This is a genomic window from Thalassobacter sp. 16PALIMAR09 (genome assembly GCF_000765485.1).
Lineage (GTDB): Bacteria > Pseudomonadota > Alphaproteobacteria > Rhodobacterales > Rhodobacteraceae > Thalassobacter > Thalassobacter stenotrophicus.
Map to the genome: position 1 here is coordinate 12,382 of NZ_JHAK01000006.1, position 26,277 is coordinate 38,658.

General features: G+C 55.8%; 23 protein-coding genes and 2 pseudogenes. 16 read left to right on the top strand and 9 right to left on the bottom strand.

Features of this window, described 5'->3' with window-relative positions; all coding sequences use genetic code 11:
- The 4 genes from PM04_RS17900 to PM04_RS12345 all read right to left on the bottom strand — a co-directional run bounded on the left by PM04_RS17900 (position 1) and on the right by PM04_RS12345 (position 2,362).
- On the bottom strand, positions 1–225 hold the full coding sequence (locus PM04_RS17900) for a hypothetical protein (RefSeq protein ID WP_038009689.1): 225 nt from the start codon (positions 223–225) through the stop codon (positions 1–3).
- 72 nt (positions 226–297) lie between these two features.
- Positions 298–1,095 carry a metal ABC transporter permease gene (locus PM04_RS12335; RefSeq protein WP_038007275.1) on the bottom strand — a complete coding sequence of 266 codons (798 nt, stop codon included), beginning with the start codon at positions 1,093–1,095 and terminating at the stop codon, positions 298–300.
- Positions 1,095–1,868, bottom strand: coding sequence for a metal ABC transporter ATP-binding protein (locus tag PM04_RS12340; protein ID WP_038007278.1), 774 nt, complete (start codon positions 1,866–1,868; stop codon positions 1,095–1,097). Before PM04_RS12340 ends, PM04_RS12335 begins: the two co-directional genes overlap by 1 nt.
- Positions 1,865–2,362, bottom strand: a complete 498-nt coding sequence (locus PM04_RS12345) for a Fur family transcriptional regulator (protein ID WP_081946112.1) — start codon at positions 2,360–2,362, stop codon at positions 1,865–1,867. The genes PM04_RS12340 and PM04_RS12345 overlap by 4 nt, the downstream gene beginning before the upstream one ends.
- A 77-nt stretch (positions 2,363–2,439) precedes the next feature.
- On the opposite strand from PM04_RS12345, the gene PM04_RS12350 reads away from it, so the two are divergent.
- From PM04_RS12350 to arsJ, 4 genes are read left to right on the top strand one after another with little or no spacing between them, the layout of a single operon-like run.
- Positions 2,440–3,504 carry a zinc ABC transporter substrate-binding protein gene (locus PM04_RS12350; RefSeq protein ID WP_038007283.1) on the top strand — a complete coding sequence of 355 codons (1,065 nt, stop codon included), beginning with the start codon at positions 2,440–2,442 and terminating at the stop codon, positions 3,502–3,504.
- 54 nt (positions 3,505–3,558) lie between these two features.
- On the top strand, positions 3,559–4,410 hold the full coding sequence (locus tag PM04_RS12355) for an ArsR family transcriptional regulator (RefSeq protein ID WP_038007286.1): 852 nt from the start codon (positions 3,559–3,561) through the stop codon (positions 4,408–4,410).
- A 4-nt stretch (positions 4,411–4,414) separates the two neighbouring features.
- Complete coding sequence (locus PM04_RS12360) at positions 4,415–5,422, top strand: ArsJ-associated glyceraldehyde-3-phosphate dehydrogenase (protein WP_038007289.1); 1,008 nt, start codon at positions 4,415–4,417, stop codon at positions 5,420–5,422.
- Positions 5,419–6,675 carry an organoarsenical effux MFS transporter ArsJ gene (arsJ, locus tag PM04_RS12365; protein WP_038007292.1) on the top strand — a complete coding sequence of 419 codons (1,257 nt, stop codon included), beginning with the start codon at positions 5,419–5,421 and terminating at the stop codon, positions 6,673–6,675. Before PM04_RS12360 ends, arsJ begins: the two co-directional genes overlap by 4 nt.
- Here the strand turns inward: arsJ and PM04_RS12370 are convergent.
- Positions 6,658–7,338 carry a hypothetical protein gene (locus PM04_RS12370; RefSeq protein WP_052068478.1) on the bottom strand — a complete coding sequence of 227 codons (681 nt, stop codon included), beginning with the start codon at positions 7,336–7,338 and terminating at the stop codon, positions 6,658–6,660. The genes arsJ and PM04_RS12370 overlap by 18 nt on opposite strands.
- On the opposite strand from PM04_RS12370, the pseudogene PM04_RS17700 reads away from it, so the two are divergent.
- From PM04_RS17700 to PM04_RS12395, 5 genes and pseudogenes are all read left to right on the top strand, one after another.
- A pseudogene (locus PM04_RS17700) lies at positions 7,282–7,908 on the top strand (replication initiation protein); the annotation flags it as partial. The gene PM04_RS12370 and the pseudogene PM04_RS17700 sit on opposite strands and share 57 nt — an antisense overlap.
- A gap of 1,021 nt (positions 7,909–8,929) precedes the next feature.
- On the top strand, positions 8,930–9,505 hold the full coding sequence (locus tag PM04_RS12375; protein WP_038007295.1) for a DUF4255 domain-containing protein: 576 nt from the start codon (positions 8,930–8,932) through the stop codon (positions 9,503–9,505).
- 3 nt (positions 9,506–9,508) lie between these two features.
- Positions 9,509–10,234: a hypothetical protein gene (locus tag PM04_RS12380; protein ID WP_038007297.1), complete on the top strand. Its 726-nt coding sequence runs from the start codon at positions 9,509–9,511 to the stop codon at positions 10,232–10,234.
- 739 nt (positions 10,235–10,973) lie between these two features.
- Positions 10,974–11,793, top strand: a pseudogene (locus PM04_RS18355) (efflux RND transporter permease subunit); the annotation flags it as partial.
- Between the two features lie 64 nt (positions 11,794–11,857).
- Positions 11,858–12,178, top strand: a complete 321-nt coding sequence (locus PM04_RS12395; protein WP_234702875.1) for a VOC family protein — start codon at positions 11,858–11,860, stop codon at positions 12,176–12,178.
- A gap of 814 nt (positions 12,179–12,992) precedes the next feature.
- On the opposite strand, the gene PM04_RS18360 is transcribed toward PM04_RS12395, so the two are convergent.
- The gene (locus PM04_RS18360; RefSeq protein ID WP_161785920.1) at positions 12,993–18,293 is read right to left on the bottom strand and encodes a hypothetical protein; all 5,301 of its coding nucleotides are present in this window, start codon (positions 18,291–18,293) and stop codon (positions 12,993–12,995) included.
- 695 nt (positions 18,294–18,988) lie between these two features.
- On the opposite strand from PM04_RS18360, the gene PM04_RS12405 reads away from it, so the two are divergent.
- The 6 genes from PM04_RS12405 to PM04_RS12430 all read left to right on the top strand — a co-directional run bounded on the left by PM04_RS12405 (position 18,989) and on the right by PM04_RS12430 (position 22,812).
- Complete coding sequence (locus tag PM04_RS12405) at positions 18,989–19,603, top strand: ribonuclease D (protein ID WP_038007303.1); 615 nt, start codon at positions 18,989–18,991, stop codon at positions 19,601–19,603.
- A gap of 22 nt (positions 19,604–19,625) precedes the next feature.
- Complete coding sequence (locus tag PM04_RS12410) at positions 19,626–20,228, top strand: hypothetical protein (protein ID WP_038007304.1); 603 nt, start codon at positions 19,626–19,628, stop codon at positions 20,226–20,228.
- Positions 20,229–20,243: 15 nt separating this feature from the next.
- Complete coding sequence (locus PM04_RS12415; protein WP_052068477.1) at positions 20,244–20,735, top strand: LptA/OstA family protein; 492 nt, start codon at positions 20,244–20,246, stop codon at positions 20,733–20,735.
- Complete coding sequence (gene lptB, locus PM04_RS12420; protein ID WP_038007305.1) at positions 20,732–21,490, top strand: LPS export ABC transporter ATP-binding protein; 759 nt, start codon at positions 20,732–20,734, stop codon at positions 21,488–21,490. The genes PM04_RS12415 and lptB overlap by 4 nt, the downstream gene beginning before the upstream one ends.
- Before the next feature lie 243 nt (positions 21,491–21,733).
- Complete coding sequence (gene hpf / locus PM04_RS12425) at positions 21,734–22,309, top strand: ribosome hibernation-promoting factor, HPF/YfiA family (RefSeq protein ID WP_038007307.1); 576 nt, start codon at positions 21,734–21,736, stop codon at positions 22,307–22,309.
- Positions 22,310–22,347: 38 nt separating this feature from the next.
- Positions 22,348–22,812 (top strand): PTS sugar transporter subunit IIA, encoded by a 465-nt coding sequence (locus PM04_RS12430; RefSeq protein WP_038007309.1) that lies wholly within the window; start codon positions 22,348–22,350, stop codon positions 22,810–22,812.
- A gap of 44 nt (positions 22,813–22,856) precedes the next feature.
- Here the strand turns inward: PM04_RS12430 and galU are convergent, their stop codons facing one another.
- Together galU and cysQ are read right to left on the bottom strand one after the other, a co-directional pair.
- Positions 22,857–23,750, bottom strand: coding sequence for a UTP--glucose-1-phosphate uridylyltransferase GalU (galU, locus tag PM04_RS12435; RefSeq protein WP_038007311.1), 894 nt, complete (start codon positions 23,748–23,750; stop codon positions 22,857–22,859).
- Between the two features lie 118 nt (positions 23,751–23,868).
- Positions 23,869–24,669, bottom strand: a complete 801-nt coding sequence (gene cysQ, locus PM04_RS12440; protein WP_038007313.1) for a 3'(2'),5'-bisphosphate nucleotidase CysQ — start codon at positions 24,667–24,669, stop codon at positions 23,869–23,871.
- A 105-nt stretch (positions 24,670–24,774) separates the two neighbouring features.
- Between cysQ and PM04_RS12445 the strand changes: the two genes are divergently transcribed.
- Positions 24,775–25,596: an ABC transporter permease gene (locus PM04_RS12445; protein WP_038007314.1), complete on the top strand. Its 822-nt coding sequence runs from the start codon at positions 24,775–24,777 to the stop codon at positions 25,594–25,596.
- Here the strand turns inward: PM04_RS12445 and PM04_RS12450 are convergent.
- Complete coding sequence (locus tag PM04_RS12450) at positions 25,593–26,222, bottom strand: alpha-ketoglutarate-dependent dioxygenase AlkB (protein ID WP_038007317.1); 630 nt, start codon at positions 26,220–26,222, stop codon at positions 25,593–25,595. The genes PM04_RS12445 and PM04_RS12450 overlap by 4 nt on opposite strands.
- Positions 26,223–26,277 lie beyond the last annotated feature (55 nt).

Genomic DNA, 26,277 nt, shown 5'->3' on the forward strand with positions numbered 1-26,277 from the left:
CTATCCCGGGGGATGCCCTGCCTCAGACAGGTCAGTCCCCGGCACTTCAATCGGCACGTCTGGCGTGGGCATTTCCGGCATTGCCGGAGGCGCGATGGGCACTTCGGTCTGCGGATCCTCGCGCGATGGCGGCATCGGGGTCGGGTCATCCGGCATAGGCGCCTCCTTGGGCGGACCCTCCGGAGCTTGGTTCATTAAGATTTCACACAGATGGGTTAACGCCATGTCCTGTCCTTTCTGCTGTCAGCCCATCGTGCTGCCAAAAGGACAAATGCGATTGATCCGCATCAACCGTGCCTAAACACCGCTTCGGCTGCGCCACCCCAAAAGGTTAAGACACGCAAACAAAATGGCCGCCACGCAAACGATCGACGGACCCGCGGGCGTGTCGAACACATAGGCGCCCTGCAACCCGGCCACCGCCGAGATCGCCCCAATCGCGGCGGCAATCCTCGCCATAGCCTCAGGCGTGCGGGCAAGCCCACGCGCCGCAGCAGCCGGAATGATCAACATCGCCGCAATTAACAAAACCCCAACGACCTTGATCGCGACCGCCACGGTAATCGCCAGCGAAATGGTTAAGATCAGCTGCTCGCGTTTGGGGTTCAGCCCGCTCGCGTAGGCCAATTCCTCATTAAGGGTTGAGGTTAACAACGCCGACCACCGCCACAATATCAGCCCGACAACAAGCGCAGCGCCCCCCCAGATAACCATCAAATCCAGCCGCGAAACCGCAAGGATATCGCCGAACAAATAGGCCATCAGGTCGATGCGCACCCCCGATAGGAACGACACCGCCACCAACCCAAACGCGAGGGCCGAGTGCGCAAGAACGCCCAACAAAGTGTCCATCGCATAGCCACGTCCGGCCAAATGGGTCACCATCAACGCCATGATCAACGCGACCACCATCGCCCCTGCAAACACCGAAATTTGCAAAGCCAACGACAACGCGATGCCCAAAATGGCTGCGTGGGCCGTTGCATCACCAAAATACGCCATCCGCCGCCAGACGACAAAACACCCCAACGGGGCCGCGGCAAACGCCACCCCAACCCCCGCAAGCGTCGCGCGGGTCATAAAATCATCCAACATTATTCAGCGGCCTCATGTTCTTTTGAATGCGCATCTGCGTGCGCGTGGTCATGCCCACACTCATCGCCATGCGTGTGATCGTGATCATGACGATACAACGCCAAGGCCCCGCCCGTTCCGGTCCCGAACAGCGCGCGGTATTCGGGGGCCGAGGCCACAACCTCTGGAGCACCCTCACAACACACATGCCCGTTGAGGCAAATCACCCGGTCCGACGCGCTCATCACGACGTGCAACTCATGGCTGATCATCAAAACGGCGCAGCCCGTGTCGCGGCGCACTGTCTCAATTTGCTGGTAAAACGCGGCTGACCCCGGCTGGTCCAGACCCTGCGTCGCCTCATCGAGCAACAAAACATCGGGATGGTTAATCAACGCCCGCGCGAGCAAAACCCGCTGAAACTGCCCGCCCGAAAGCTGCGACATCTGCCGCTTCAACAAGCCCGGAACACCTGCCGTCTCTAGCGCCGCTTGGCACGTCGCGCGCGGCACCCGATCGGTCAGCTGCATGAACCGTTCAACCGTAATCGGCAGCGTCGGATCGATATGCAGCTTTTGCAGCACGTAGCCGATTTTCAACCCCGGACGCAAAGCAATCTGTCCCGCCGCGGGCGTTGCCGCCCCAATAATTGCGCGCAAAAGGCTGGTCTTGCCGGACCCATTCGGCCCCACAATCGTGACGATTTCACCGGGTTCAATGGCCAGCGAAACGTTGCGCAAAACCGTGTTCGCCCCATAGCGAACCTGCAAATTTTCAACCGAAATCAAGCTCATACTCGGGGTTTATCCTTACACGCGGGGCAAACCCCTTCGGCCTCTAGGACCGTCTTTTCAATCTCAAACCCAGCCGCCTGCGCCGCTGCCCCCAACGCGCCGCGCGTGGGCCCTGACTGCGCCTCTGCCACGGCGTCACACAATCGGCAAATCATAAACGCAGGCGAATGCCGCTCATTGGGATGCGCACAGGCGACAAAGGCGTTCAACCGCTCAATCTTGTGAACAAACCCATGCTCGGCCAGAAAATCCAACGCCCGATAGGCCACCGGCGGCTGAGATCCAAACCCCGCATCCCGCAACAAATCCAAGATCGCATAGGCCCCAAGCGCCCGATGCTCGCGCAACAACAACTCCAACACCTTGCGACGCACCGGGGTCAGGCGCAGACCCTCTGCCGCACAGCGCGCCTCGGCGGCTTCCAACGCACCGCTCACACAGGCCGCGTGATCGTGCGCTTCAAATCCCAATGGGGTCGCGGGGCTTGATGTCATCGGGCGGGCCTCTCTTGTCATGTTATTATATATCATTTATACGACTCGCAACGTTATACAATCACACAGAGGCCCTGATGTCCAGAATCCGCCCCGCCCTCGCGCTTTGTCTCACATTGATCGGCGGCACAGCCATGGCCGACGCCCCGCGCGTTGCGGTTGATATCGCTCCGGTCCACTCCCTCGTGGCGCGGGTCATGGCGGACATCGGCACCCCCGATCTGATCCTGCCCCCCGGCGCGTCGCCCCATGAATACAACCTCCGCCCGTCCGAGGCATCCGCCCTCCAAAACGCGGATATTGTGGTGTGGATGGGCGAAGATCTCGCGCCATGGATGGACCACGCGGTCGAAACCCTTGCGACCAATGCAAGCGTTCTGACCCTGCTAGAGGCGGACGTGACCACCCGCCTCGATGTCCGCGAAAACGCCCTGTTTGAGGCCCACAGCCACGATGATCACGACGACCACGGGCACAAAGAGGACGGCCATGATGACCACGGTCATGACGATCATGCGCACGATGATCACGGGCACGACGACCATGCAGATCACGCCGCACATGACGATCACGATGACCACGCGGATCACGACACCCACGATCACGCGGAACACGACGATCACGCACACGGCAGCCATGACCCCCACGCTTGGCTTTCACCCGCAAACGCGGGCGCATGGCTGAACCTAATTGCGGCGGAACTCTCTGCGGCAAACCCAGAAAACGCGGGCACCTACTTTGCCAACGCCGCCGCCGCCCGCGCCGAGCTGGACGAGCTAAGTGCCGAAATCAGCGCCACCCTCGATCCGGTTCGCAACCGCAACTTCATTGTCTTTCACGATGCATATCAATACTTTGAAGCAGCCTTCGACTTTCCTGCCGCCGGGGCCATCTCACTTAGCGACGCAACAGACCCAAGCCCCGCACGCATCGCACAGGTCCGCGACCGCGTCCGGGACCAAGACATCGCCTGCGTTCTGACGGAGCCACAATTCAACCCCGGTATCCTTGCAACCGTCCTCGATGGGACCACCGCAAAAACTGCCGTCAGCGACCCGCTTGGCGTCGATCTGACGCCGGGGCCTGCGCTTTATCCGCAGCTTATTCGCAACCTTGCGACTGCACTGGCCAGCTGCCTTTAGACTGTCACGAAACTTTCACTCGACTGGTATCTATATTTCCATAAAACGGGAAATATGGATACCACGCTCGCCACCCGCGCCCTCTCGACCCTCGGCCACCCCGGCCGATTGGCCGCGTTCCGCCTGTTGATGCGGTTCGCGCCCCAAGGCGTCCGCCCGACCGAAATCGCAACCGCGCTTGCGGTCAAACAAAACACCCTGTCTCATCATCTGTCCGATTTGGTGGCCAGCGGTCTGGCAAACGTCGACCGCGATGGCCGGTCGTTATTCTATTCCGTCAACATAGAGGTCGCCGAGGCGCTGCTCAGCTACCTCGCGCTGGACATGGGCCGCGCACGGCCGGACCTGATAGCCCCCATTCAGGCCAGCCTCGCGGCCCCGTCCAACGGCCCTTGGAACGTCTTGTTCATCTGCTCCAAGAACTCCGCCCGGTCTATCATGGCTGAGGCCCTGTTGCGCGATCTTGCCCCCAACAGCCCGGTCCAAATACGCGCGGCCTCTGCGGGGACATTGCCCAACAGCACGCTTAACCCATGGGCCGTCGAAACACTGGCGCGCAATGGGCATGACACGTCAAATTTGCGCGCCAAACACATCGCCGAATTCCAACAACCAGACGCGCCGCTACAAGACTTTGTATTCACCGTCTGCGACGCCGCCGCTGCACGCGATTGCGCACCGTGGCCACGCCACCCCTTTACCGCACATTGGGGTGTCCCCGACCCGGTATCAGACCCCGCATCAAATACCACCGACACTGACCACGCCGCCATTTTCGCCCAGGCTTACGCGCTCCTGCGGCACCGGATCACGGCGTTTCTCAACCTCCCCTTCACCGCACTCAGCCCGATCTGCCTCCAAACGCATTTGGACGCCATCGGCACAGACGCTCCTAAACAAGGTTAATCCCATGACCCGCATCGCACTCAACGGCCTCGGCCGCATCGGAAAACTCGTTCTACGCGACCTCATCGACACTGGCGCAGGCGGTGAGATCGTCTTGCTGAACGATCCCGTCGGTGACGCCGAGCAACACGCCCTCCTGCTTGAATTCGACAGCGTCCATGGCCGCTGGTCCCGCCCCGTTACGCACACCGATACCGGCCTCACGATTGATGGCCGCACCATACCCCTCACCCATGAAAAAACCATTGAGGCCCTGCCCCTTGAGGAGATGAACATTGACCTCGTGATCGACTGCACCGGCGTGTTCAAAACCTCCGCCAAGATCGCGCCCTACTACGCCGCGGGGGTCAAGCGCGTGGTCGTCAGCGCCCCGGTCAAGGACGGCGACGCCCTGAACCTTGTCTACGGCGTGAACCACAACCTGTTTGACGGCACGCAACCCCTTGTCACGGCGGCCTCTTGCACGACCAACTGCTTGGCGCCCGTGGTCAAAGTGATCCACGAAAACGTCGGGATCAAACATGGCTCCATCACAACGATCCACGATGTGACCAACACCCAAACCATCGTGGACCGCCCCGCAAAAGACATGCGCCGGGCGCGCTCCGCTCTTACGAACCTGATCCCCACAACGACCGGCAGTGCAACGGCCATCACCCTCATCTACCCCGAGCTTAAGGGCCGCCTCAACGGCCACGCCGTACGTGTGCCGCTGCTTAACGCCTCCCTCACGGATTGTGTGTTTGAGCTGAACCGTGAAACCACCGCCGAAGAGGTCAACCAACTGTTCGCCGACGCCGCAGAAGGCTCTCTCAAGGGCATCTTGGGCTATGAAACCCGCCCCCTCGTATCATGCGATTTCACGAATGACCCCCGTTCCGCGATAATCGACGGGCCGTCCACGATGGTGATCAACGGAACCCAGCTCAAGCTTTATGCGTGGTACGATAACGAGTGGGGCTATAGCTGCCGCTTGGGCGACATCACACGCATGGTTGCTGGCGCGCTATGACACCCGCTGCCGCCAATCCGCTGCGCGCCTACACCGCCGTCACAGCCGCCTATTGGGCGTTCATGCTATCGGATGGCGCGCTGCGAATGCTGGTCCTTTTGCACTTCAACGCCCTCGGCTTTTCGCCGGTGCAACTGGCATGGCTGTTCCTGCTCTATGAGGTCGCGGGCATGGTCACAAACCTCTGTGCGGGCTGGTTGGCGGCCCGGTTCGGGCTTGCGGCCACGCTTTATGCTGGGCTGGCGTTGCAAATCGGCGCGCTGGTGGCCTTGGCACAGCTCGATCCCGCATGGTCCATCGCGGCCTCCGTCACCTTTGTGATGGCCGTCCAAGGCGTGTCTGGCGTCGCAAAAGACCTCGCCAAGATGTCCTCCAAATCCGCCGTCAAATTGCTCGCCCCCACCCAGAACGGAGGCCTCTTTCGCTGGGTCGCCGTGCTCACCGGATCCAAAAACGCGGTCAAAGGGGCCGGGTTCTTCCTAGGAGCCGCACTATTGGGCCTCGCAGGGTTCCAAGCGGCCATCTGGGGCATGGCGGCGGTGTTGCTCACGATCCTGATCGCAGTCGCCGCATTCCTGCCCCCTGGCCTGCCCGGCCCGAGCAAACCGACCAAAGCCCGCGGCGAATGGCGCTCCAGCGACGCACGCGTGAACCGGCTCAGCCTTGCCCGCATGTTTCTGTTCGGCGCCCGCGATGTGTGGTTCGTCGTGGGCCTGCCGATCTACTTCCAAAGCGTGCTCTCCGACGGAACCCCCGATGGCCGCCGTGAGGCGTTCTTCCTTGTCGGCGGCTTCATGGCGTGCTGGATCATCGGCTACGGCGCGGTCCAAGCCCTCGCCCCGCGCATCCTCGGCGGACCCACACAATCTGAGGCGACAATCACCCGCAAAGCGATCACATGGGCGGGCGCGCTCGTCCCAATCCCATTCGCTCTCGCGGCCCTCACGCTCACAACCGACGGCCATGCGCCTTGGCTCACCGCAACTCTCGTCACTTGGCTCCTGATCTTCGGCTTTGTCTTCGCAGTGAACTCCTCGGTCCACTCCTACCTCATCCTCGCCTTTGGCGCGGCTGAACGCATCACCCGTGACGTAGGCTTCTACTACATGGCAAACGCGGCCGGGCGGCTCATCGGAACCCTCCTATCCGGGGTCAGCTACCAACTCGGGGGCCTCTCCGCCTGCCTCGCAACGGCGGGCCTGATGGCACTGGCCAGCTGGCTAGCCGCGCGCCGCCTACTCCTCCGCCAATAGCCGCTCAATCTGAGCCAATAAAGTCTCTAACGCAGGGTTTTCCAGCGCCCTGCCCTCGATCCGAATGGTCGTCACACGGCCCTTGCGCGCAGCACTCATGGCCATCCCATTGCCCGAGCGGGTCACCGCATCCGCCTGCTTGCGCGGGCGCCCCGACCGCCGCGGTGCATCTAACGCAGGCCCCAACGCATCGAGCGCCTTATTCAGCAACGCAACTTCCTGATCGGGGGTATCCGCCAAGCCGTTAATCACGATATCGCGCAGGTGCTCTTCATGCCCCTCGCGCAGCGCATTCGCTATCCGTAGACCCAGCTTTTCCGTGATCAAATCCGCAAAATGGAGAACGTCCCCCAATTCTTCAAAGATCACCGCAAAGGACCGGATCTTCGACCGCTTGGCCTTACTCGCGACCGGGAATAGCGCGTTAACCGCAGCTTCAGTATTGGTAAACACGCCCTGCTGAGCAGCAATCACCGCAATCCGACCCCGCTCATAATGGCTCAGCTGCGCGCGGATCTCGTTTTCCTCGACCATCGCGACAAACGGCCCGCCCAAGGCCTCGGGCGCGCGTACAATCGCTTTAATCGTTGACCATCTCGCGTCGCCCGTGGCCTCGCTGAGACAGTAGCAGAGTGGGATATCCTGGATGAAAAGGGCCAGCAAGAATGAGGCGTCTCGGCGCTCCTATCTTAGGCCAAACTCAAAGGGGGTGTCTGCGAATGCGCCTACCCCCCTGCCCTCGCTCAAAAGCTTCACGATCCCAAAGTCTTTGCCTTAATCAACCTTAACATTCAAAGACACTTCACGTCCGGTCATGCGCTATTTCTCTACGAAAACTGCTATCGGTTAATTCGTACAGGCTCGATTGGTTGGTGGGATCTAGGCCTTTTTCGCCGCCTTATGGCCGTGGGCGATAGCCATTACTATGAGACGTTCAAACACCTTAATGCCGAGATCATTAAGCCCTCGGTCGCAGAAGTGAACAAAATGTCCAACCTTATAATCACACCAGAGCTACGAAAAACGGGACGTGGAGTTAGTCATATTCGATTCAAAATTGCTAAGAACCCTCAGCTTTCAATCCTTGATCTAGACGATAGCGAGGGCCTTAGAAATTCTGATGTATATCCTAGATTACGTGGCCTTGGGGTGACTGATCGTCTTGCAAGGCAATGGATTAAAGAACATGGCGAGGGGGCGTGCGTAACGCAGCTGCCTATTTGGCTCGGTCGCTTGTAGGTTCAGAGCAGGTTTCGCCGCGAAACCAGCCAGCGAAACCTGTTTCTGAACGTAGTGCTAAAATCGGCGGCATCCCAATCTCCAACCAGGTGCGACGCCGATTAACGTCTACTTAGCTGTCGGCTTGAACGCTCCACTCGAACAAACTTTGAGCGCCATGGTTCGATGTCAGCTTTTAATCTTGATGCTATTTAGGCATAGTGGAGGGAACTTTGCCTCGGCCTATTTGATGGGATTGGGGGCAGGCCGAGTTCGAAGTTTACCAGCCGAGTCGCGCATCGGTTCAAGTAGTCGGGGAACTTGCCTAGCAACGCTTCTTCATTCTCCATCTTTTGCAACGGCAATGTGAATTTTCGTTTGAGAGCATCTTCATTTTTGCGGGCTAGATAGGCGCGGCTGTTAGCCGAGCTTTAGGCTGAAACCATCGGTTGGTGGGCCAGCTGGGATGTAAGTAGTCTTGCGATGCGTTAAATTGGTCAGCGCGCGAAAAGTGTTTGGCGCTGTTCAGTGCGGGGCTCAATCAGATGCAAAGATATGAGCAATGAAATTCTGCATCGAAGATATCATGCGGATAAATAACCCTAGTTTTCATGTCTGGCGCAGATTGTTGCGTTTGTTGAATATTTCTGGACAGGCTATCCAGTAAAGTTGTGATTGCTTTTCATTCTTTCCATCACCTTTGTAGTGTTAGGACACATCGGATAGGGCAGGGTGCAATTGAGGAAGCCGACGGACGGTCACTTGCGATCGGTGACCAAGTCGTTGGTCGTGCCTCGAGCTCATCTAATTTTGAAAAAATGTCGAGAAAACCGGTGATTGTAAAAATAACTTTCACAATCGCTAAGGTTTATCTTTGTTTTTGGAAACAGTCAGCTTACGTTAGGTCAACTCATTAATGTGGTTCTTTCAATTTTAAGTCGCCGTCCGACGCTTTGTAACCTGTGGGACGGAGCTTGTGGGATGGTTTGTGTGTGGTTTGTGAGTATCCAGAGGGCGCGAATTGGACGCTTGATCCATGATTGATGTGGCGCTGATCCTTTTGCGCGATCGGTTGAATGCATATTTTTCCGACCGATTTGAAGTTAGTGAAGATCTTGTTGTGATGGCCCCGCTGAGCGATGCGGAGGGCAACCCGACGGCTGAAACACGCAATCGCCTAGCTATATCTGTGACAATTATCGTAGAGGAAAAAACGCCGCGTGGGGCCGCACGTGGTATCCGCACTGCGTTGGCGAGCATGCAGCCGCTGCATTTGGATGTCTACTTTATGCTCGCTTCGGGCCACGATCCTGAAATTTATGGCGAGGGCATTAAGTTAATTTCGAAGGCGTTAATGTTTTTCCAAGCTACGCCGCTTTTGACCCCCCAAAACACGCCTGAAATGCCCATTGGAATAGATCAATTGTCGGTTGAGGTGGTACACCTGCGGGTCGAGGAGGTTGGGCAATTGTGGGGCAATATGGGCGGTCGGTATGTGCCGTCGGTCATGTTCAAAATGCGCTTGGTTTTGATTGATGCAGCTGCAACCGCACAGGTTCTACCCTTGGCGGTGGAGCCTACGGCAGCCCTGCGGCCTGAGCCGGGAGGGTAGGGGATGTTTCAAGAGGTTTTGCGGCTCGTGCTGCGGCACGGATATTACGATCCGGAACCTATTCCTGTGACGGTTGTGCCAGACGCCGCAGGGCTTTTCATGGCGAGTGGGTTGGTGATCCGTGCTTCGGATTGGGGGTGGCATATCTTGACGGATCGGGATGATTTTCCGGAGGAAATCACCTTAGATTTAGTGGCGAAGCGGTCCGATTTATTGACCGTTACGCAAGGTGCACAATGGCAGCGGGTGCCGATCATCGAGGCTTTAATTGATGATGATTTCCCAGTGTTAGACACTAATTCACCGCCAACTTTGCCCCGCGATCCGAAAGGCGCGTTGGTGTTGGCGCAATTGCGCGTGGCTTTGAATGAGGTCGCGCGCGTGATCGAGCTGCGGTTCATGCCGATATTGGCCCATTGGGCGTATCACATTGTGGGCGAGGGGGCCGAAGTGAGCGAAGTTTACGATCCAGACGGGGTCGTCGAATTTGCGGCGTTGCCGTCTACCACTTTGCCAGATGGTCGCCAGGTGACGGTGCTGTGTTCGACCAGGGCACTGCCTGCGCGGGCGCGCGCACCGTATCGATTTACGTTGCAAATCCCGGGGCCTTTCGGTCCCCAAACGCTGATCCCGGTTCTGCCCGCGCCAGGGCCTGATTTTGTATCTTTGGCTGATCCTGGCTCTGCCACGCCGCGTGTTCAGTCTAATATTTATGTCTCAATCGTTTAGGGGTGTCTTTAGACATTTTGGGCTTTTTTGAGGAGCTTCTACTGATTAATTCAGGCGCAGATGGAGTGCCTTTTTCCGAATCTTCAAAGGTGTTGGGGCGGGGGGGTAGGTGGCGCAGTGTTTTTATTTTAGTTAAATTGTTTTAATCAATAGGCTGATGCGTCGACCTTAGCGGGTCCGGTCCGTCAAAGAGATCGAATTTTTGTTCGAATCATGATGAGAGTGACGGTCGGAATCGTCTATAAAAAGGCTATTTAGCGCTTTGCCAGCGCACGGGATGCAAGGGTCGTCTTGTGGTGATGAGTCTTAATATTAAAGCAAAAAGTATCTTCTTGTTTTGAGGCTGTTGGAGACATTTCATCTAGATGTGCGTCTCGTACGAAATCACCGACCGTTCGAACCCATCTCACATATACAAACATTTTTATGCTATTGATATCACCACCGTCTTTTCGGGGAAGGAAGCCCGCTACAGCACACCTTTCGAAAAGGTCTTCTACTTAGGTTTGAGTTCTGCTTAACTACTAATGGGTCCAGGCGTATGAGCTAGCTCTTGCAACAAGGTCACGCCATAGTCCGACCGTGACTACGGTCTTAGCAGCTGTGGCAACACGGCCTACTCTCGTGAATAGATTTATGCTGAGTTGAAGTCTATATTTTTTGGCCAATAGCTTGGATTTGGTACGCATAGGCTCGAGCTAGAACCATCTTTTTTATATCACTTGCTGCGTGTGCTGCGCTCAGAGAAGTAGGCGATCTTACATCCGGTGCCACGCATTTGCTGGCTATCGCCCTGCTACTTGGTGGCTTCAGTATCTACGGGCAATTTAGCAAAGGTGTAAGCTTTTTCCCACAGGTCGAGCCTAACTTTATGCAGGTGCAGGTTCGCGCGCGCGATAATTTTTCAGTCTTCGAACGCGACGCATTGGTACGGGCCATCGAAGTCCGGATCATAGGCTATGGCGAAATCACCAGTATTTGTGCACGTTCGATGATGGTCTCGAGTCAAGGCAAAGAAGAAACCATCGGCACGCTTCTACTTGAATTGCCCCCATGGGATACGCAGCGCACGACCACCGAGATTGGCGAAGACCTCTGCAATCTATCGCTGATATCGCAGGCGTTCTGCTGGGCCTGACCGTAACAGGCCGTGCGATTGGCATTGCCATGGACGGCATCGGCGTCATCGCTTTGGCGGGAATCGTGGTGAACAACAACATCGTACTGATCGACACCTACAACGACCTCAAGAAGGCAGGACAAGCATACTTAGAAGCGGCCCTGCGACTGGTGCACAGCGTCTACGGCCTGTAATACTGAAATCGGTCACGACAGCTCTTGGCCTCATGCCAATGGTAATTGGTGCAAACCTCAATTTCTTCACCGGCGAAATCGTTTATGGCGCACCGTCAACGCAGTGGTGGACTGAACTGTCATCTGCGATTGCAGTTGGGTTGGTGATCGCTACAATCCTAACACTGGTGGTGACGCCCACTATGCTGATGTTGGGTGAAAAGCGGGCAAAACGAAGTGTTCCAACAGCAGGTGTTCAAGCATGAAAACCTATACCATCAGTGTCTTTGTTGATGATCAAGACAGGGCCGAGAAGTTCTGTGGTTCACCGTGAAGAACAACGTGCCACTTGGCGAACATCGTTGGCTGACCGTGATATCTGGTGAAGACGTGGACGGACCTGAACTCCTGCTGGAACCAAGCGATCACCGTGCTGTGAAACCCTACAAAGACGCTTTGGTCGCCGATGGCATCCCAGCCCATTCGTTTCAGGTCGCCGATTTGGATAAAGAACGAGAAAGGCTGGGTCAAAATGATGTAAAGTTTGTGGTAGCACCAATGAATGCCGGACCAGTACGAATGGCCGTACTTGATGATACCTATGGTAACCTAATCCAGCTTGTTGAAATGAAACATCCTGAACCTGTTTAGTCAAAAAGTAGTCACTCAATCTGAAACACTGAACGCCGCTTTGTCCGCATAACTACCCTCTGGGTAACACGCAGCCAATTTCAGAAAGCCGTCCCTAAAGTCGTATATTCTGTTGCAGCACCAAGCACCCTGGTTTCATGCTAGTCTCGTATGACACAATAAGCAGAGGTCTACATTGGTGCAGCTTACATGACGTATAATCTACCTAAATTGGGACCGCTTTCGGGACCATTTCGACGGAAAGGCTGTATTATAATCTCTTAATATTAAATAATAAACCCACGCGTTGAGTGTCCTCTTCTGGGCACCACATCGCAGGTTGTATTTCCAAGAAATCGTTGAGAATAAGCGGGTTGGGCTGGTCTTGGGACCAGTTTCGGGACCGCTTTTAGGACCACTTCGTCGAGATTGGCTTCTGAAGCGGCACGGATGAGCTTATAGGCACCCTCGAGAACTACATCACGACCCTCGTTGACCACCACTCCTCACGCTCCGCCAACAAGCTCGCCTATTCCCCCTAATCCGCAGTTATCTCTAACACCCAGAAGCAGGTGCACGTACCATGCCGGGACTATGCATTCACTTAGTGCGTGCTGGGACTGGAAATGGTTCGAGCCGCGCCCGCTAAAGCTGCCCACAACACAGCCCCGTCCAGCTCCTCATGGCGAGAGGTCGGACGGAGGGCAAGTAGGGCAGACAACGCCTACTATTCATGCAAGTTACCAAGGCATTTAGAGAAAAGCCCAGCTGGTTTAGGCCCCCAATATCAAACATCATCTAAATGGTTGGGCAGCCGAAGCTCCCCGAATTGTCATCAAAACGCCGACTTAAAGCTCAAAGCCAAAGAACCAGCCGAATAGTCTGACCCCGCAAAACTACCCTGTAGATCAAGCAGTATAGACGCATTGTCTGTCAGTCGTTGCTCAACCTTAAATGCGAGGTTCATTCGCGTCTCGGGCTTCGAAAGGCCTGTCGTTTCATAGTAAAAACCCGGGGCGGCAAGAGAGGACGACACAAAATCACGTTCTGCTGAGTAATCATGTGCGATCGACATTAACCCCGTCATCATGATTGTCTCGCCACGCTCTGGCTCAAAACCGTTAGCGAACATTAGCCCAACCTCTAGCTCGTTGCTGTAGGTCGTTTCTTTTTCATAGTGGTTGCCCCAAGTCGTATCATCCTCAGAGAACGCAAAACGCGTTTGACGATCAAATCGGTAACTGGCGAATGGAGTCATAAGGTCTTGCGTGTCATATCCAACCTCCACCTGCACACCCAGAGATTTAGTCGACAAAGCGCCTTTGACAGGGCGCCCCATCGCAAGGCGCTCGTGGCTGAAGTCACCAAACCCAAGCGAAACGCCGCCATTCACATAAGCGCCATTTGGCCGTGTATGCGAAAGGGTCGAAACCACATTGACCTGCCTAAAATCACCACCTGACCATCGGTTCTCGGGCGCATAATTGCCGGCGGTCCTATTTAGAATGAGACCAAATTGGTTTCCGTCATCCAACTCAAAGGCGCTTCCCAGAGAGAACGAGCCAGCATGGAGCCGCACGGAGCCTTCGTTATAGGTATGCAAGGACCCATCCTCATAGCCACCGAGGTTTGTGATCGACATCCCTTTTGCCTCGAGCCAAAGTTTTGCCGCACGCTCGCAGTCCGCACGCATCTCTGGTGCCAGCTTGGCGCAGTTTTGCAACGCACGCGCATTATTGGCAGCTAGGTCAAAAAACTTTGATCGACTTTCTAGACCAACATGCTGCGCAGTAGCCGTCGCCTCACCTGTGAGCGAGTCCAGAGCCTGACGGTAAAGCGTGTTGTCGGTGATCGCGAGCAAATCAAAAGCAATCGGCTCAAAGGCTGGCACGCCATGCGTTTGGATTTCATTCACCATTTGAGCATAGGACAATTGGTTTGGCGTCAACCACGATGGTGCATAGTCGATCGTGTAATCCAGCATCAGAAAATCACGACTGGGGCTCGCGTTATCTTCAATGTGAAGACTTGGTGTGAAGACCACCGTGTCCGAACCGCCACCTGTAGCAAAGGTAGGAAAGATCGAAATGCCATCGTCAGTGATTTCTGATGCTTCGAGCAATTGGATCGAGAAGGAGCCCGGTTTGCCTGCACCTGTGGTCGGTTCAAGCGTCACAAAACCGTCCAAAGCGGCCTGCCCTGTCACATTCACAAAATCCGCATAATCTGTAAGCCCGCTGCCTGTCGCAAAGTTCAAATTAGTGAGCATTTGCCCCGTTGAATTTTGATCGAAATTACCGGTCAAAGTCGTCGTAGTGCGAGCCGTCCGGGTGTTGATTATAGCGTCTTGCCCACCATCATTCATGACGGAGCCAAGACCACCAAGGGAGATGTAGGCATTGTTAGTAAACGTATTGCCCGCCCCCAGAAAAATCACACCACCAGATTCATAGAGAGAGCCGCTCTCATTGAGAAAGCTGTTGGCGCCTGTGCCCATATTAATCGAACCTGTAATGACACCGCCATTTACGTTTCTGATTGCATCATCACCATCCGTCGCGGTGATCGCGTAGTCCATCACTGTACCAGATGTGGCGATTGTTGCAGTGCGTTCGGAATTTCGGTTGTCGTCGTTGGTGATTGTGTTGGCGCTACCGCCTACAAAAGCCAGAGCAGTTCCTGTTTGCGCCCCTGTGACCATACCGCCGTTGGTGAAGGTTAGGTTGCCGCTCGTCGTGGTGCCTTGGCTATCCATCGTAATTGCTGTCGCCGAGGCTGCTGAAGCCTCAATCGAGCCATCGGTTACCATAGTGACCCCACCCGATTGCCCAGCGCTAGACAGAGAGGCCAATGCAACCGTTGAGCCGCTTGTATCACTGGTGATCACACCATTACCGTTATTAAAAGTAACAAGACCAGCATCACCAAGGACACTCCGGCTTTCGCCGAAGACCGCTGCCACGCTGCCAGCGTTTTCCACGGTCACGGAACCTTCATCATTGATAACAGTCACATTACCTGAGCTGCCATTTTCCGACATGCTTTGTGCGTACACGCCCGTGGACGCGTTGCCTGTGGTCGCAATGCCGCCACCCGTATTGTCGACAGTCACGTTCCCTGATGTCCCCGCACTGCTCGTCGCAAGGCTGTAGCTTCGGCTGACGGCTGCAAGGCCCAGCGCATCATCACCAGACGTTGTAACATCGGCCGTGTTCGTCAGTGATACCGCCGCCGCATTTGCATTAGATGCAACGCTTTGCGCCATGACACCGCTGGATTCGTCGCCCGAAGTAACGATGTCACCCGAGTTATCGACTGTGACCGCTCCACTGCCCGCAACCTGAGCGCCAACCGGTAATCCAGTGCGGAAAACGAGGTTAGGGTCATAGGTCGTCAGCCCATAAACACCGCCCATGCTAAACGCGAGGATGGCATCTGAACCGGCACCCGCAGTACCAAGTGCACCGGAGTTTGTGACACTAACCGCACCACCGGAACCGCCTGTTAAATTGTCTGTACCGATCGTGGTCCCGTTCGTCCCAGCGCTACCGGAAGCGCCCTGCGACCATAATAACGTCAGCCTACAAAAGCCTCCTTGAAAAACGCCGCCGATACAAGAAACAGGGTTGGTCGCTAAACTGGCAAGACTCCCGCTTGCGCCACCTGCTCCTGCGGCACCAGCAACACCAAACGTGCCGCCCGTACCCCCGATGGCACCAAGGCTCTCAGCCAAAATCGCGTTTGCACTCTGTGCGCCCGTAGTTGTGACCGCCTGAGCGTTTGTCACAGACACAATGCCGCCATTGCCCCCCGCGCCACCGTCGCCGCCAGCTCCACCAGTGCCGCCCGTGCCGCCACTGCCAACAAGCCCAGCCAAACCTGCATAAAGCGCGTCAGCATTTGGGGCTACAGCTCCCGGTGCACCGCCCGTGCCCCCTGCGCCGCCAGTACCACCGGTGCCACCCGCGCCGCCAACACCGCCACGGCTAACACCGTGGATAGCAATATCCGTGGTCGCAATAAGACCTTCAGTATTTGTATTCAGTAGTGTGACTGCTCCACCGTCACCACCACGACCACCAACACCGCCGGTGCCACCTGTATACCCAGTCCCACCGGCACCGCCATTCGAGACAACTGGATTTACAGTAACTATAGCAGCGCCAGAACCAGCCCCCCCCGTACCGCCCTGTCCACCTGTACCACCGAAGCCGCCAGTACCACCAACACCACCTTGTGATAGCGCGATCAATGCCGTGTTTGTAACCGACATGTCTTCGCTCGTATTCGAGAGTGTCACCCCGCCACCGGCGCCACCGATACCTCCAGTACCTCCTGTGTAGCCAATGCCTCCACGGCCACCAGCTTGACCATTTTCAACTGCCGTCCCGATACCAACACTCATGGCCACGCCAAGCCCGCCGGTGCCACCTTGGCCACCTTGGCCGCCGGTGCCGCCGGTGCCACCTTGGCCACCAATGCTCTGCGCGATAGCTCCATCCACGACATCGACCGTCGCGACATCAAGCGAAACTACTACGCCACCCCCGGAGCCACCTGTGCCACCGCTTCCGCCCTGACCGCCCTGGCCTCCAACACCACCAGTATTCCCTGCCGATGAAAAGACACCCGGGTATAAGTCATCTGCTTCCACTGTCGCAGCTGCCGCCCCACCATCACCACCTTGGCCACCGGTACCACCTTGGCCGCCTTGGCCACCTTGGCCACCGGTTGAGAGCATATTGATCAGTGTGCCGGCCTCGGCACGTACAACATCGCTAAGGGCAAACGAAATGTCACCGCCGTCACCGCCAACAAGACCGTCACCACCAGTCGCGCCTGAAGCCCCTGCGCCACCAATACCGCCGTTAATGAGCAATACGTCCGTGTCCGGAATTGTTAGAGGGGGAAAGATAATGGCCATAATTCTAGGAACAGTATCCGTAACCGCCGCGCCGCCAGCGCCACCCTGGCCACCTGTGCCACCGATACCTGCGTCACCGCCCTGGCCACCCGTAGTGGAACCGCTAAACGCTAGCCCGGTTGAAGTAATCAAGATATTTTCAGGGTTACTTGAAAAGCCTGAGCCGAGCGCCTCGCTAATTGCTGTGCCGTCCGAACCTGCCAAACCTGCCTGACCATTCGGGATAAGAGACGACACATCAATGACAGACAGTCGAACAGTACCAGCGCTTACAAACGAAACGGTTGTCGAAGCATCAGCCAGAGCAATACCTGAGTTGGAGGTCGACGAAAGAGTAGGACCACCATTTACTGTGAACTCTGCGTCTTGCGACTGAATACCAAGCGGCGTTTCGATAACACGCCCCAAAGGCGTCGGTGGATCTGTCGTGTAATCGAAGTCATCAAACTCAGTTTCGGCAGGCGTCTCAAATAGCAGTTCTTCGACCGGATTTGTGGCCGGAGAATTATCGGGATCAATTGTTTCACTTACCAGTGTGAAGTCATTCCCTGCACCGACTGCACCTGAAACGGAAATAAACCGAAATTCCGTGTCTGCACCGGTATCATCTGGAACCACACCCAACTCAGCACTAAAGCCAGTGACAGCGTCAAGCCGATCGGCAACATCCTGCAAGGTAGAGCCTGCCACAAAGCTAAGTGTCTCCGCAGTGCCCCCGCTAGGAGTTAAAATCAGGTCAAATGCCGCTCCGCCATTGACTACATCATTTGCTCTCAACCCACCATTACTGCCATCATTAGCTTCAGTGGACCGGATCATGGCGCTTGCGAGTTGAGATACAACAATATCGTAAACGCCCACATTGGCGGACCCCGAGTTATCGATTGAAACAACCTGATTGGAATCGAGCGTCACTTGCGTACCGGATGCACCACCTGGCGCAGCCCCACCATTGGTTGCCGGCACGGACCGATACGAACCAAAACTATAGAACTCGGCGCAGGCCTCACCCCAAGTCATTTGTTCACAAACGTAATATCCAGGCAGTCCAGTCACACCAGCAGGGCCAGTGCTAACAGCACCAGACTGCGCGGCGGCCTCGCTCGGTGTAGTTGGAATGTAGACTTGGCTTGTCGTGATATCTTGGGCAGCAGCCGCTGAACTCAAACCGATCAGTACGAGTGCAGAGCACATATTCTTTTTAGTCGTCATCAAGCATGCTTCCCAAGCCGGCTCTCACAACGCAAAGCGAACGCCCCCTTGGACAGGGTGCGTTTTGAGTTTGCGAAAATGTGAGAAAAATTTTGCGATTAAGCGCGGCTGTAACCAGCCAACATCGGCCCAGAGAGACAATATTTTGGCACTTCTGTCAATCGACTGACAAGAAATGATCAAGAACGGTTAACGGCCATGACATGTCATCAAGTTCGGACAACGCTCTCGCTCGCCAATGGGAGCTGTCATGACAAACTGCGCTAGCTTGTGAAACCGCATGTGTCATGAAAATCATGGCTGGCACACGGTGCTTCTCAATAGCCTTTAGTTCCTACTTACTTCAGTTCCTACTTACTTCGATTTCTTAGGTGCGGAGCATATCGGAGTATTGCTTGCAGCCGCATCGCTTCGCATATGCTGGTTACCATATGACTAAACTGACACTTCATTTCAAAAAAAACAAAATTTTCAATGGGTTCTCCAGTAGTTTGAAAAAAACGTAATTGATGACCTCGTACAGCCACGTGTGAATCCGGCGGTTATTAAAGTCCGCTCTTCGACCGCAACGACGCCCATAACCCCAAAAAACCAAGCCGCCAAATGCTCACAAGTCCCCACACGACAGCTCAAAACACATAGGTGTCATCCGCAGATGGTTGTCGTATAAGCGTCACGCATTCTTGGAGATGATGATGACGATTACCCTGCACCAACGCGACCTTCCCGATGATCTGGACCTTGGCCCTGAGGTGGCGATTGACTGTGAAACTATGGGGCTCAACCCCCATCGGGATCGGCTGTGTGTTGTGCAGCTTTCGAGCGGGGATGGCACGGCCCATCTGGTGCAAATCGCCAAAGGCCAGACCGAAGCACCCAATCTGTGCCGCATGCTAACCGATCCCAATGTGACCAAACTGTTCCATTTTGGACGCTTTGACATTGCCGCGATGTATCATGCGTTTGGCGCGCTCACGGCACCTGTTTATTGCACGAAAATCGCCAGCCGCTTGGTACGGACGTATACGGATCGCCACGGTCTAAAGGCTTTGCTGACGGAATTGCTGCAAGTCGACATCTCAAAGATGCAGCAAAGCAGTGACTGGGGTGCCGCGCAGTTGACCGAAGCACAGATGGCCTATGCTGCGTCCGACGTGCTGTATCTGCACCGCCTGCGCGACGCACTGAACGCGATGATGATCCGTGAAAATCGTATGGACCTCGCGCAACAGTGCTTTGACTTTTTGCCCACTCGGGCGAAACTCGACCTGATCGGCTATCCTGACACCGATATTTTTGCGCACTCCTGACCCCGGCAACAAGGCCAACAACATGTCCACCCTAACGCGCCACACAAAGGTCGTCCGCGCCGCGCGCGTGGTCCTGCCGTTGTTGGCGCTGGCATTGCTGTCGAGCCTGTTTTTGCTAACCCAAACGCCCAACCCGGACGCGGCTATTCCCTATGCGGAGGCCGATGTGCAACTGCTGGCGCGAGAACAGCGACTGACCGCGCCGCGCTTTGCGGGCGTGTCATCCGATGGCGCGTCCTTTTCTATTGCCGCTGACTTGGCGCGGCCTGACCCCACTGACCCTCGCATCCTTAGCGCGGATCGCTTGTCCGTTGCGATTGACGGGCTAGAGGGAGGCAACACTCTGTTCGTCCAAGCCCAGCGCGGCCAGATGGATACAGGTGCTCAAACGCTTCAACTGGCACAAGAGGTCGGGATCCGTAGCTCCCTCGGATTGTCACTACAAACAGATCAACTGATGGCGGATGTAGCGGGCTTGTCGCTCTATGTGCCGACGCCACTGACAGGGCGCGGGCCTTTCGGTGAATTAACCGCTCAGAGCATGCGTCTAACGCGGGACATCGCCACAGGTGATCAGCTTCTGCTTTTCGAGGGGGGTGTGACCCTGCTATACGCACCGGAATAGGTTTGGAAATTGTACATGAAGATCACCGCTCTCTCGACGCTTGCCTTTGCGCTTTTGATGCCCGTTATCGCCTTGGCGCAGGGCATATCTGTGGGCTTTGGCGGTGGTGGTCACGATACGGATGCACAGGTTGAGATCGCGGCAGATAGCCTTTCAATCGACCAAGCCACCGGCCGTGCCACGCTGTTGGGCAATGTTCTTGTCGCGCAGGATACGCTGCGGCTTACGGCGGACGAGGTCATCGTGGACTACGCAGACCAAGACGGCCGCCGGACGATCCAAAGCCTGTCAGCCGCGGGCGACGTGTTGATCGTGGCAGGACCTGATGCGGCCGAAGGTCAAACCGCTGTCTACACCATCGGATCAGGTGAGATTGTGATGACCGGCAAGGTTCTGCTGACCCAAGGCGATAACGCGCTGGCTGGTGAGCGCCTTGTGGTGAACCTCGCCTCTGGCGCTGGCACGGTTTCGGGCCGTGTTCGGACGGTTCTTCAGGTTTCGGAATGACGACAAAACCGAACCTGACTGCGGCCCCCGGGACAGGTGGGCTCAAGATTGAAAATCTGCGCAAAAGCTACCGCAAACGGCCTGTCATCCGCGACGTTTCGATGGAACTAGCGCGGGGTGAAGTTGTTGCTCTTTTGGGGCCCAACGGGTCCGGCAAGACCACGTGCTTTTACTGCATTGCGGGGCTTGTGACCCCCGACGCCGGGCGCGTCACGCTCGATGGGGCTGATGTTACGGTGCTGCCCATGTACCGTCGTGCCCGCGCCGGTGTGGGGTACCTGCCACAAGAAATGTCCATTTTTCGCGGCCTCTCTGTCGAAGATAACATAATGGCCATTCTTGAAGTGGCTGAGCCCAACAAGAAACGTCGCCGCGACCGGCTAGAAGAGTTGTTGGCCGAGTTCCATATCGAACCTCTGCGCCGGGCATCTGCAATGGCGCTCTCGGGGGGGGAACGTCGCCGCGTAGAGATCGCTCGCTGCCTTGCGGCGTCGCCAAAATACCTGCTACTGGACGAACCCTTTGCCGGGGTCGATCCCATTGCAGTTGGTGATATTCGCGCCCTAGTCGCTCAGCTCAAGACGCGCGGCATTGGGGTATTGATCACCGATCACAATGTCCGCGAAACACTCAAAATTGTGGACCGCGCCTATATTTTGCATGACGGCAAAGTCATCATGAGCGGCAGCGCATCTGAAGTCATTCAAGACCAAAACGTTCAACGCGTTTACCTGGGCGATAGCTTTAACGCGTAATCCAGTCCGCCCCAGCGGACATTTCATCAAACCATCAGGTTTCAATTGACATCGGGCATCTTGAAGCGTCCAATCAATGGTATGAAGCCCTGTTGTGCCCTTCGCATTTCCATGCGTGAACCGCTGGATTGCTCTCAACAGACCGCCGCGCAGGTAATGCGCCCGGTGCTTCATATTTTAACCAAATTGCAAGGTTTGACGCGTTAGCATACGCGTCCTTTGCGTGACTTTCTGGGAGGTTTCATGCGTTATCAAATCAGCGGAAAACAAATCGACATCGGCACTGCGCTTCAAACGCACGTGGAGCAAGAGCTGGGAGGAATCGTCCAAAAATATGCGGAACGACCTACCGATGCCCTCGTTGTCTTTTCCCGAAATGCGCATGAATACGTCTGTGAATCGACCGTACATCTCTCCACCGGGTTGACCGCACAGGCAAAGGCGCATGCAACTGAAATCTATGCCGCATTTGATAGCTGTGGCGAAAAAATGGAGAAGCAGTTGCGCCGCTATAAGCGCCGCCTCAAGGACCATCACCGCGAACGGGCCCAGCCGGTTGAACTCTCGGGTGCCGCGTCGTATATCCTCGCTAGCCAAGAGACCAACGATGAGGATGAGCCTGAAACGCTGACGCCTCTGATCGTTGCAGAGATGGAAACCAAGATCCCTTCGTTGTCGGTCGGTGAGGCCGTGATGCAAATGGAACTTGCGGGAGCGCCTGTTCTAGTGTTCCACAATGAAAAGCACGGCTCGATTAATGTCGTGTACCGCCGTGAAGACGGCAATGTGGGCTGGGTTGATCCTAAGTCCGAGAGCTAACAACTTCGAGGTTCGCCTCGGGTGGGAGAGAACGTCCAATGCAACTGGCAGATATCCTGTCGCCCAACGCCGTTCAGGCGGTTGGGAAAGTCAGCAGTAAAAAACGTTTGTTACAAACGCTAGCCGAAGCCGCGAAAGCGGCCCACGGCGTGTGCGCGGATGCAGCTCTCTCCCACTTGATCGAGCGGGAGTCGCTCGGCCCGACGGGTGTGGGCGGTGGCGTTGCGCTGCCGCACGCGCGTTTACCTGAGCTTGATCGCGTTGTTGGGGTGTTTTTGCGCCTTGAACAGCCTATCGATTTCGATGCTGTTGACCGCAAACCCGTGGATATCGTTTTCGGCCTGTTCGCGCCTGAAGCATCAGGTGTTGAGCATCTCAAGGCTCTGGCGCTCGTGTCCCGCTCTCTGCGGAACCCGTCGCTTTGTGCGAAGCTCCGCTCAAACGGTGATCCAAGTGTCCTGTACACTCTGCTGACAGAACCCGAAGCGAGCCAAGCAGCTTAATCTAAGCTTCGGACTATTAAGGCTAATTTAACGCCATCAAGGGACTACTGAGCAGCCCGGCGCATGGATAGTGATGCCTGGAGGAACTCGGCCAGTTCGTCCTGTAGATCTTCACGCGCAAGGCCAAACGCTACGGTCGCCTGCAAAAATCCCGCTTTTGAACCACAATCGTACCGTTGGCCCGTAAAGCGGTAGCCGAAAACGTTTTGCTCACCCTTAATCTCTTGGGCAATCGCATCCGTGAGCTGAATCTCACCCCCAACGCCGGATTTCATCTGATTTAGGTTCTTCATGATCTTTGGGCTCAGGATGTAGCGCCCTATGACCGCAAGGTTGGAAGGCGCTGTCCCAGCGGGGGGCTTTTCCACCATTCCGTTTACCGAAACGTGGGTGCCCATGTCTTCTTTAACATCCAAAACACCATAGGAAGACGTCTTTGCCGCCGGAACCTCCATGGCGGCAACCATGTTGCCCCCGGTCTCTGCGTAAGCCTCAACCATTTGTTGCAAACAGGGTTTTTCAGCTGCAATGACATCGTCCGGCAGTATCACCGCAAAAGGTTCATCCCCAACAAGCCGCCGTGCGCACCAGACTGCGTGCCCAAGGCCCAGCGCTTTGTGCTGACGAATGTAGGCAATAGCCCCACTATCCATGTTGGTCTTTTTCAGCTCTTTCAGAAGAGCATCCTTGCCCTTTTTACGCAGGTTCGCTTCCAGCTCCGGAGAGTGGTCAAAGTAATCCTCAAGCGCACCTTTGCCGCGAGACGTTACAAAGATGAACTCCTTGATCCCCGCCGCGCGAGCTTCGTCAATCGCGTATTGGATGAGCGGTCTGTCCACCAAGGTCATAATTTCCTTAGGGACTGACTTTGTCGCCGGCAAAAAGCGCGTCCCCAAACCCGCAACGGGGAAAATGGCCTTAGTGACTTTCCGTTTCATTATGACACCTAATTACAAAGCTAAAACACAGCATAAATTTTCTATTGGCTAATAAGGCCATAGGGCGAAACTATGACAACGTAGCGACAATAGAAAGAGTTCGCTTTGAATGACACGATTATGAGGCGGGTTTCAGCTTGACGGTCGGTGCGTACGCAATGAAGTGCGGATTCTCAAACGCAGCCTTACCATACCGAAGTGGCGTGTGATCATCGAAACGCACAACCTTGCCTCCAGCCCCCGCAAGAACGGCGTGACCTGCGGCGGTGTCCCACTCCATCGTGCGGCCAAGGCGCGGATAAATATCCGCCTCACCGCTCGCGATCAGACAGAACTTGAGCGATGATCCCGCACTCTTGCTGTCAGCGACTTCGTACTTCGCGATGTAATCCTCAAGCGCCTGATCCCGGTGCGACTTCGACGCGACCACAAACAACGCCGAATTGTCCGAGTTAGAGACGCTAAGCGGTGTCAGGGCACCCGGAACATCAAGATCGAATGGCCCCGTTTCCTCAACCGTCTGACCACTGCCATCCGTATAGAACAGCCGCCCACGCGCAGGCGCATAAACGACCCCACGCAATGGAACACCCTTTTCCACGTATGCGATGTTAACCGTAAAATCCCCCCGCCGATGCACGAACTCTTTCGTCCCATCAAGCGGGTCAACGATCAGGAAAGTGTCACCCATTTCTGAGTGAGTCTCATCCTGTTCCTCGGTCACAAGCGGCACATCAGGGAACGCGGCGCGCAGACCGGCGGAGATCAGCGCATCGGCCTTTTCATCGGCTTCGGTCACCGGACTTTCGTCAGATTTTGTTTTCACTTCAAAGGTATCTGATTCGTACACGTCCATAATGACGGCACCAGCTTGCAGCGCGAGTTTCCTCATAGCGACCATCATTTGGTCAAAATCCATCTTTAAGCCTTTCTTCAAACCGCTTCTGCGGACGTTCATTCAATCTTGACGGTGTTTAGCGTAGGCTACCACCCAAGCCAAACCGCAAACGGACGCAAGGCGCCCATGTTCACGCACTCTCGCAAGACCTCATCACCTGCCGTGGCGCTCCAGATTCTGGAGTTGGTTTACCATGCAACCGTCGCAAAGGTGCGTAGCTCACATGGCAACGCACTCATCGGCCTCGGCATTGAGATTTTGCAAACCATCATCTTTTTGGTCGCCTTCTACTTGATGTTCACTGTTTTGGGCATGACTGGCAATGCGATCCGGGGGGATTTCCTTCTATACCTAATGACAGGGATCTTTCTGTTCCTGACCCACACCAAAGCGATGGGCGCGATCCTCAGCTCAGAGGGACCCGCCGCCCCAATGATGAAGCATGCGCCGATGAACACGATCATCTCGATTTGCTCGGCCGCGCTCTCGTCGCTTTACCTACAGATGCTCTCAATGGCGGTCGTGATGTTTGGCATTCACACATTGTTCAATCCGCTCGACATCTACGACCCGATCAGCGCGTGGCTCATGTTCATGCTGGCTTGGGGGTCTGGCGTCGCAATTGGCATGTGCCTTCTGGCGGCAAAACCGTGGGCGCCCAATTTCGTGATGATCCTGAACACTGTTTATGCCCGGCTCAATATGATCGCATCTGGGCAGATGTTTGTCGCAAACACCCTGCCAGGCTTCATGATCAGTTGGTTTAGCTGGAATCCACTTTTCCACGCCATCGATCAGGCCCGCGGGTATACGTTCATTAACTATGAACCGCACTTCACCAACTGGCAGTACCCGCTCTACTTCACGCTAGGCTTTGTTTTGCTTGGGTTAATGGGCGACTTTTTCACACGGCGTCATGTCTCCGTGAGCTGGTCTGCTGCGCGCTAAGTAACGACCCGTAAGGTCAGGTTAATGCGTCCGCCCCTCGGCAACAGTGTTGAGGTGTGTGGCGCGACCCGGTCAATGCCGTGATACGCCAAACGCGCGTCACCAGACATCACGCATACATCACCGGAATGCAGCCAAATGCTTTCGGTGGATCCGCCCCGCGTCGTATTCCCCACGCGGAACAAGGCATCATCCCCCAATGAGATCGACACAACAGGCTCATTCAAGTCCGCTTCATCGCGATCTTGATGCAAACCCATCCGCGCATCACCATCATAAAAATTCACCAAACAGCACTCAGGCCGACGCGAAGACCCCGAGACCTCATCCCAGATTTGCATAACGGACGCAGGAATTTCCGGCCAAGGCGAACCCAACGGATGGCGCCGCACGTAGCGGTAGCCTTTTTGATCCGAATACCAGCCAAATTTACCCGCTGACGTCATTCTTACGGACATTTCTTTGCCCGCCCGCGTCTTGGGCCGGAACAACGGCGCGCTGCGCGTTATGTGCCGAATGTCATCCAAAAGCGCCATTTGAGACGGGCCAAGCAGAAAATGCTCATACACATCAATGCCGCGCACGCTGACCGTTGGGCTATATGTTGGGCGAACCAAAACACTCATAAACTGTACATGGTGTGAAATGACTCAAATTCCATGCAATTTTAAGTGTCACTCG

Excerpts from the sequence above, each read along its gene's own strand:
- lptB (WP_038007305.1), top strand. The coding sequence starts at position 20,732 with ATGACGACAAAACCGAACCTGACTGCGGCCCCCGGGACAGGTGGGCTC.
- cysQ (WP_038007313.1), bottom strand. The coding sequence starts at position 24,669 with ATGGATTTTGACCAAATGATGGTCGCTATGAGGAAACTCGCGCTGCAA.
- PM04_RS12350 (WP_038007283.1), top strand. The coding sequence starts at position 2,440 with ATGTCCAGAATCCGCCCCGCCCTCGCGCTTTGTCTCACATTGATCGGC.
- PM04_RS12345 (WP_081946112.1), bottom strand. The coding sequence starts at position 2,362 with ATGACATCAAGCCCCGCGACCCCATTGGGATTTGAAGCGCACGATCAC.
- PM04_RS12340 (WP_038007278.1), bottom strand. The coding sequence starts at position 1,868 with ATGAGCTTGATTTCGGTTGAAAATTTGCAGGTTCGCTATGGGGCGAAC.
- galU (WP_038007311.1), bottom strand. The coding sequence starts at position 23,750 with ATGAAACGGAAAGTCACTAAGGCCATTTTCCCCGTTGCGGGTTTGGGG.
- PM04_RS12430 (WP_038007309.1), top strand. The coding sequence starts at position 22,348 with ATGCAACTGGCAGATATCCTGTCGCCCAACGCCGTTCAGGCGGTTGGG.
- PM04_RS12360 (WP_038007289.1), top strand. The coding sequence starts at position 4,415 with ATGACCCGCATCGCACTCAACGGCCTCGGCCGCATCGGAAAACTCGTT.
- arsJ (WP_038007292.1), top strand. The coding sequence starts at position 5,419 with ATGACACCCGCTGCCGCCAATCCGCTGCGCGCCTACACCGCCGTCACA.
- PM04_RS12415 (WP_052068477.1), top strand. The coding sequence starts at position 20,244 with ATGAAGATCACCGCTCTCTCGACGCTTGCCTTTGCGCTTTTGATGCCC.
- PM04_RS12375 (WP_038007295.1), top strand. The coding sequence starts at position 8,930 with ATGATTGATGTGGCGCTGATCCTTTTGCGCGATCGGTTGAATGCATAT.
- PM04_RS12380 (WP_038007297.1), top strand. The coding sequence starts at position 9,509 with ATGTTTCAAGAGGTTTTGCGGCTCGTGCTGCGGCACGGATATTACGAT.
- hpf (WP_038007307.1), top strand. The coding sequence starts at position 21,734 with ATGCGTTATCAAATCAGCGGAAAACAAATCGACATCGGCACTGCGCTT.
- PM04_RS17900 (WP_038009689.1), bottom strand. The coding sequence starts at position 225 with ATGGCGTTAACCCATCTGTGTGAAATCTTAATGAACCAAGCTCCGGAG.
- PM04_RS12410 (WP_038007304.1), top strand. The coding sequence starts at position 19,626 with ATGTCCACCCTAACGCGCCACACAAAGGTCGTCCGCGCCGCGCGCGTG.
- PM04_RS12405 (WP_038007303.1), top strand. The coding sequence starts at position 18,989 with ATGACGATTACCCTGCACCAACGCGACCTTCCCGATGATCTGGACCTT.
- PM04_RS18360 (WP_161785920.1), bottom strand. The coding sequence starts at position 18,293 with ATGACGACTAAAAAGAATATGTGCTCTGCACTCGTACTGATCGGTTTG.
- PM04_RS12355 (WP_038007286.1), top strand. The coding sequence starts at position 3,559 with ATGGATACCACGCTCGCCACCCGCGCCCTCTCGACCCTCGGCCACCCC.
- PM04_RS12335 (WP_038007275.1), bottom strand. The coding sequence starts at position 1,095 with ATGTTGGATGATTTTATGACCCGCGCGACGCTTGCGGGGGTTGGGGTG.
- PM04_RS12450 (WP_038007317.1), bottom strand. The coding sequence starts at position 26,222 with ATGAGTGTTTTGGTTCGCCCAACATATAGCCCAACGGTCAGCGTGCGC.
- PM04_RS12445 (WP_038007314.1), top strand. The coding sequence starts at position 24,775 with ATGTTCACGCACTCTCGCAAGACCTCATCACCTGCCGTGGCGCTCCAG.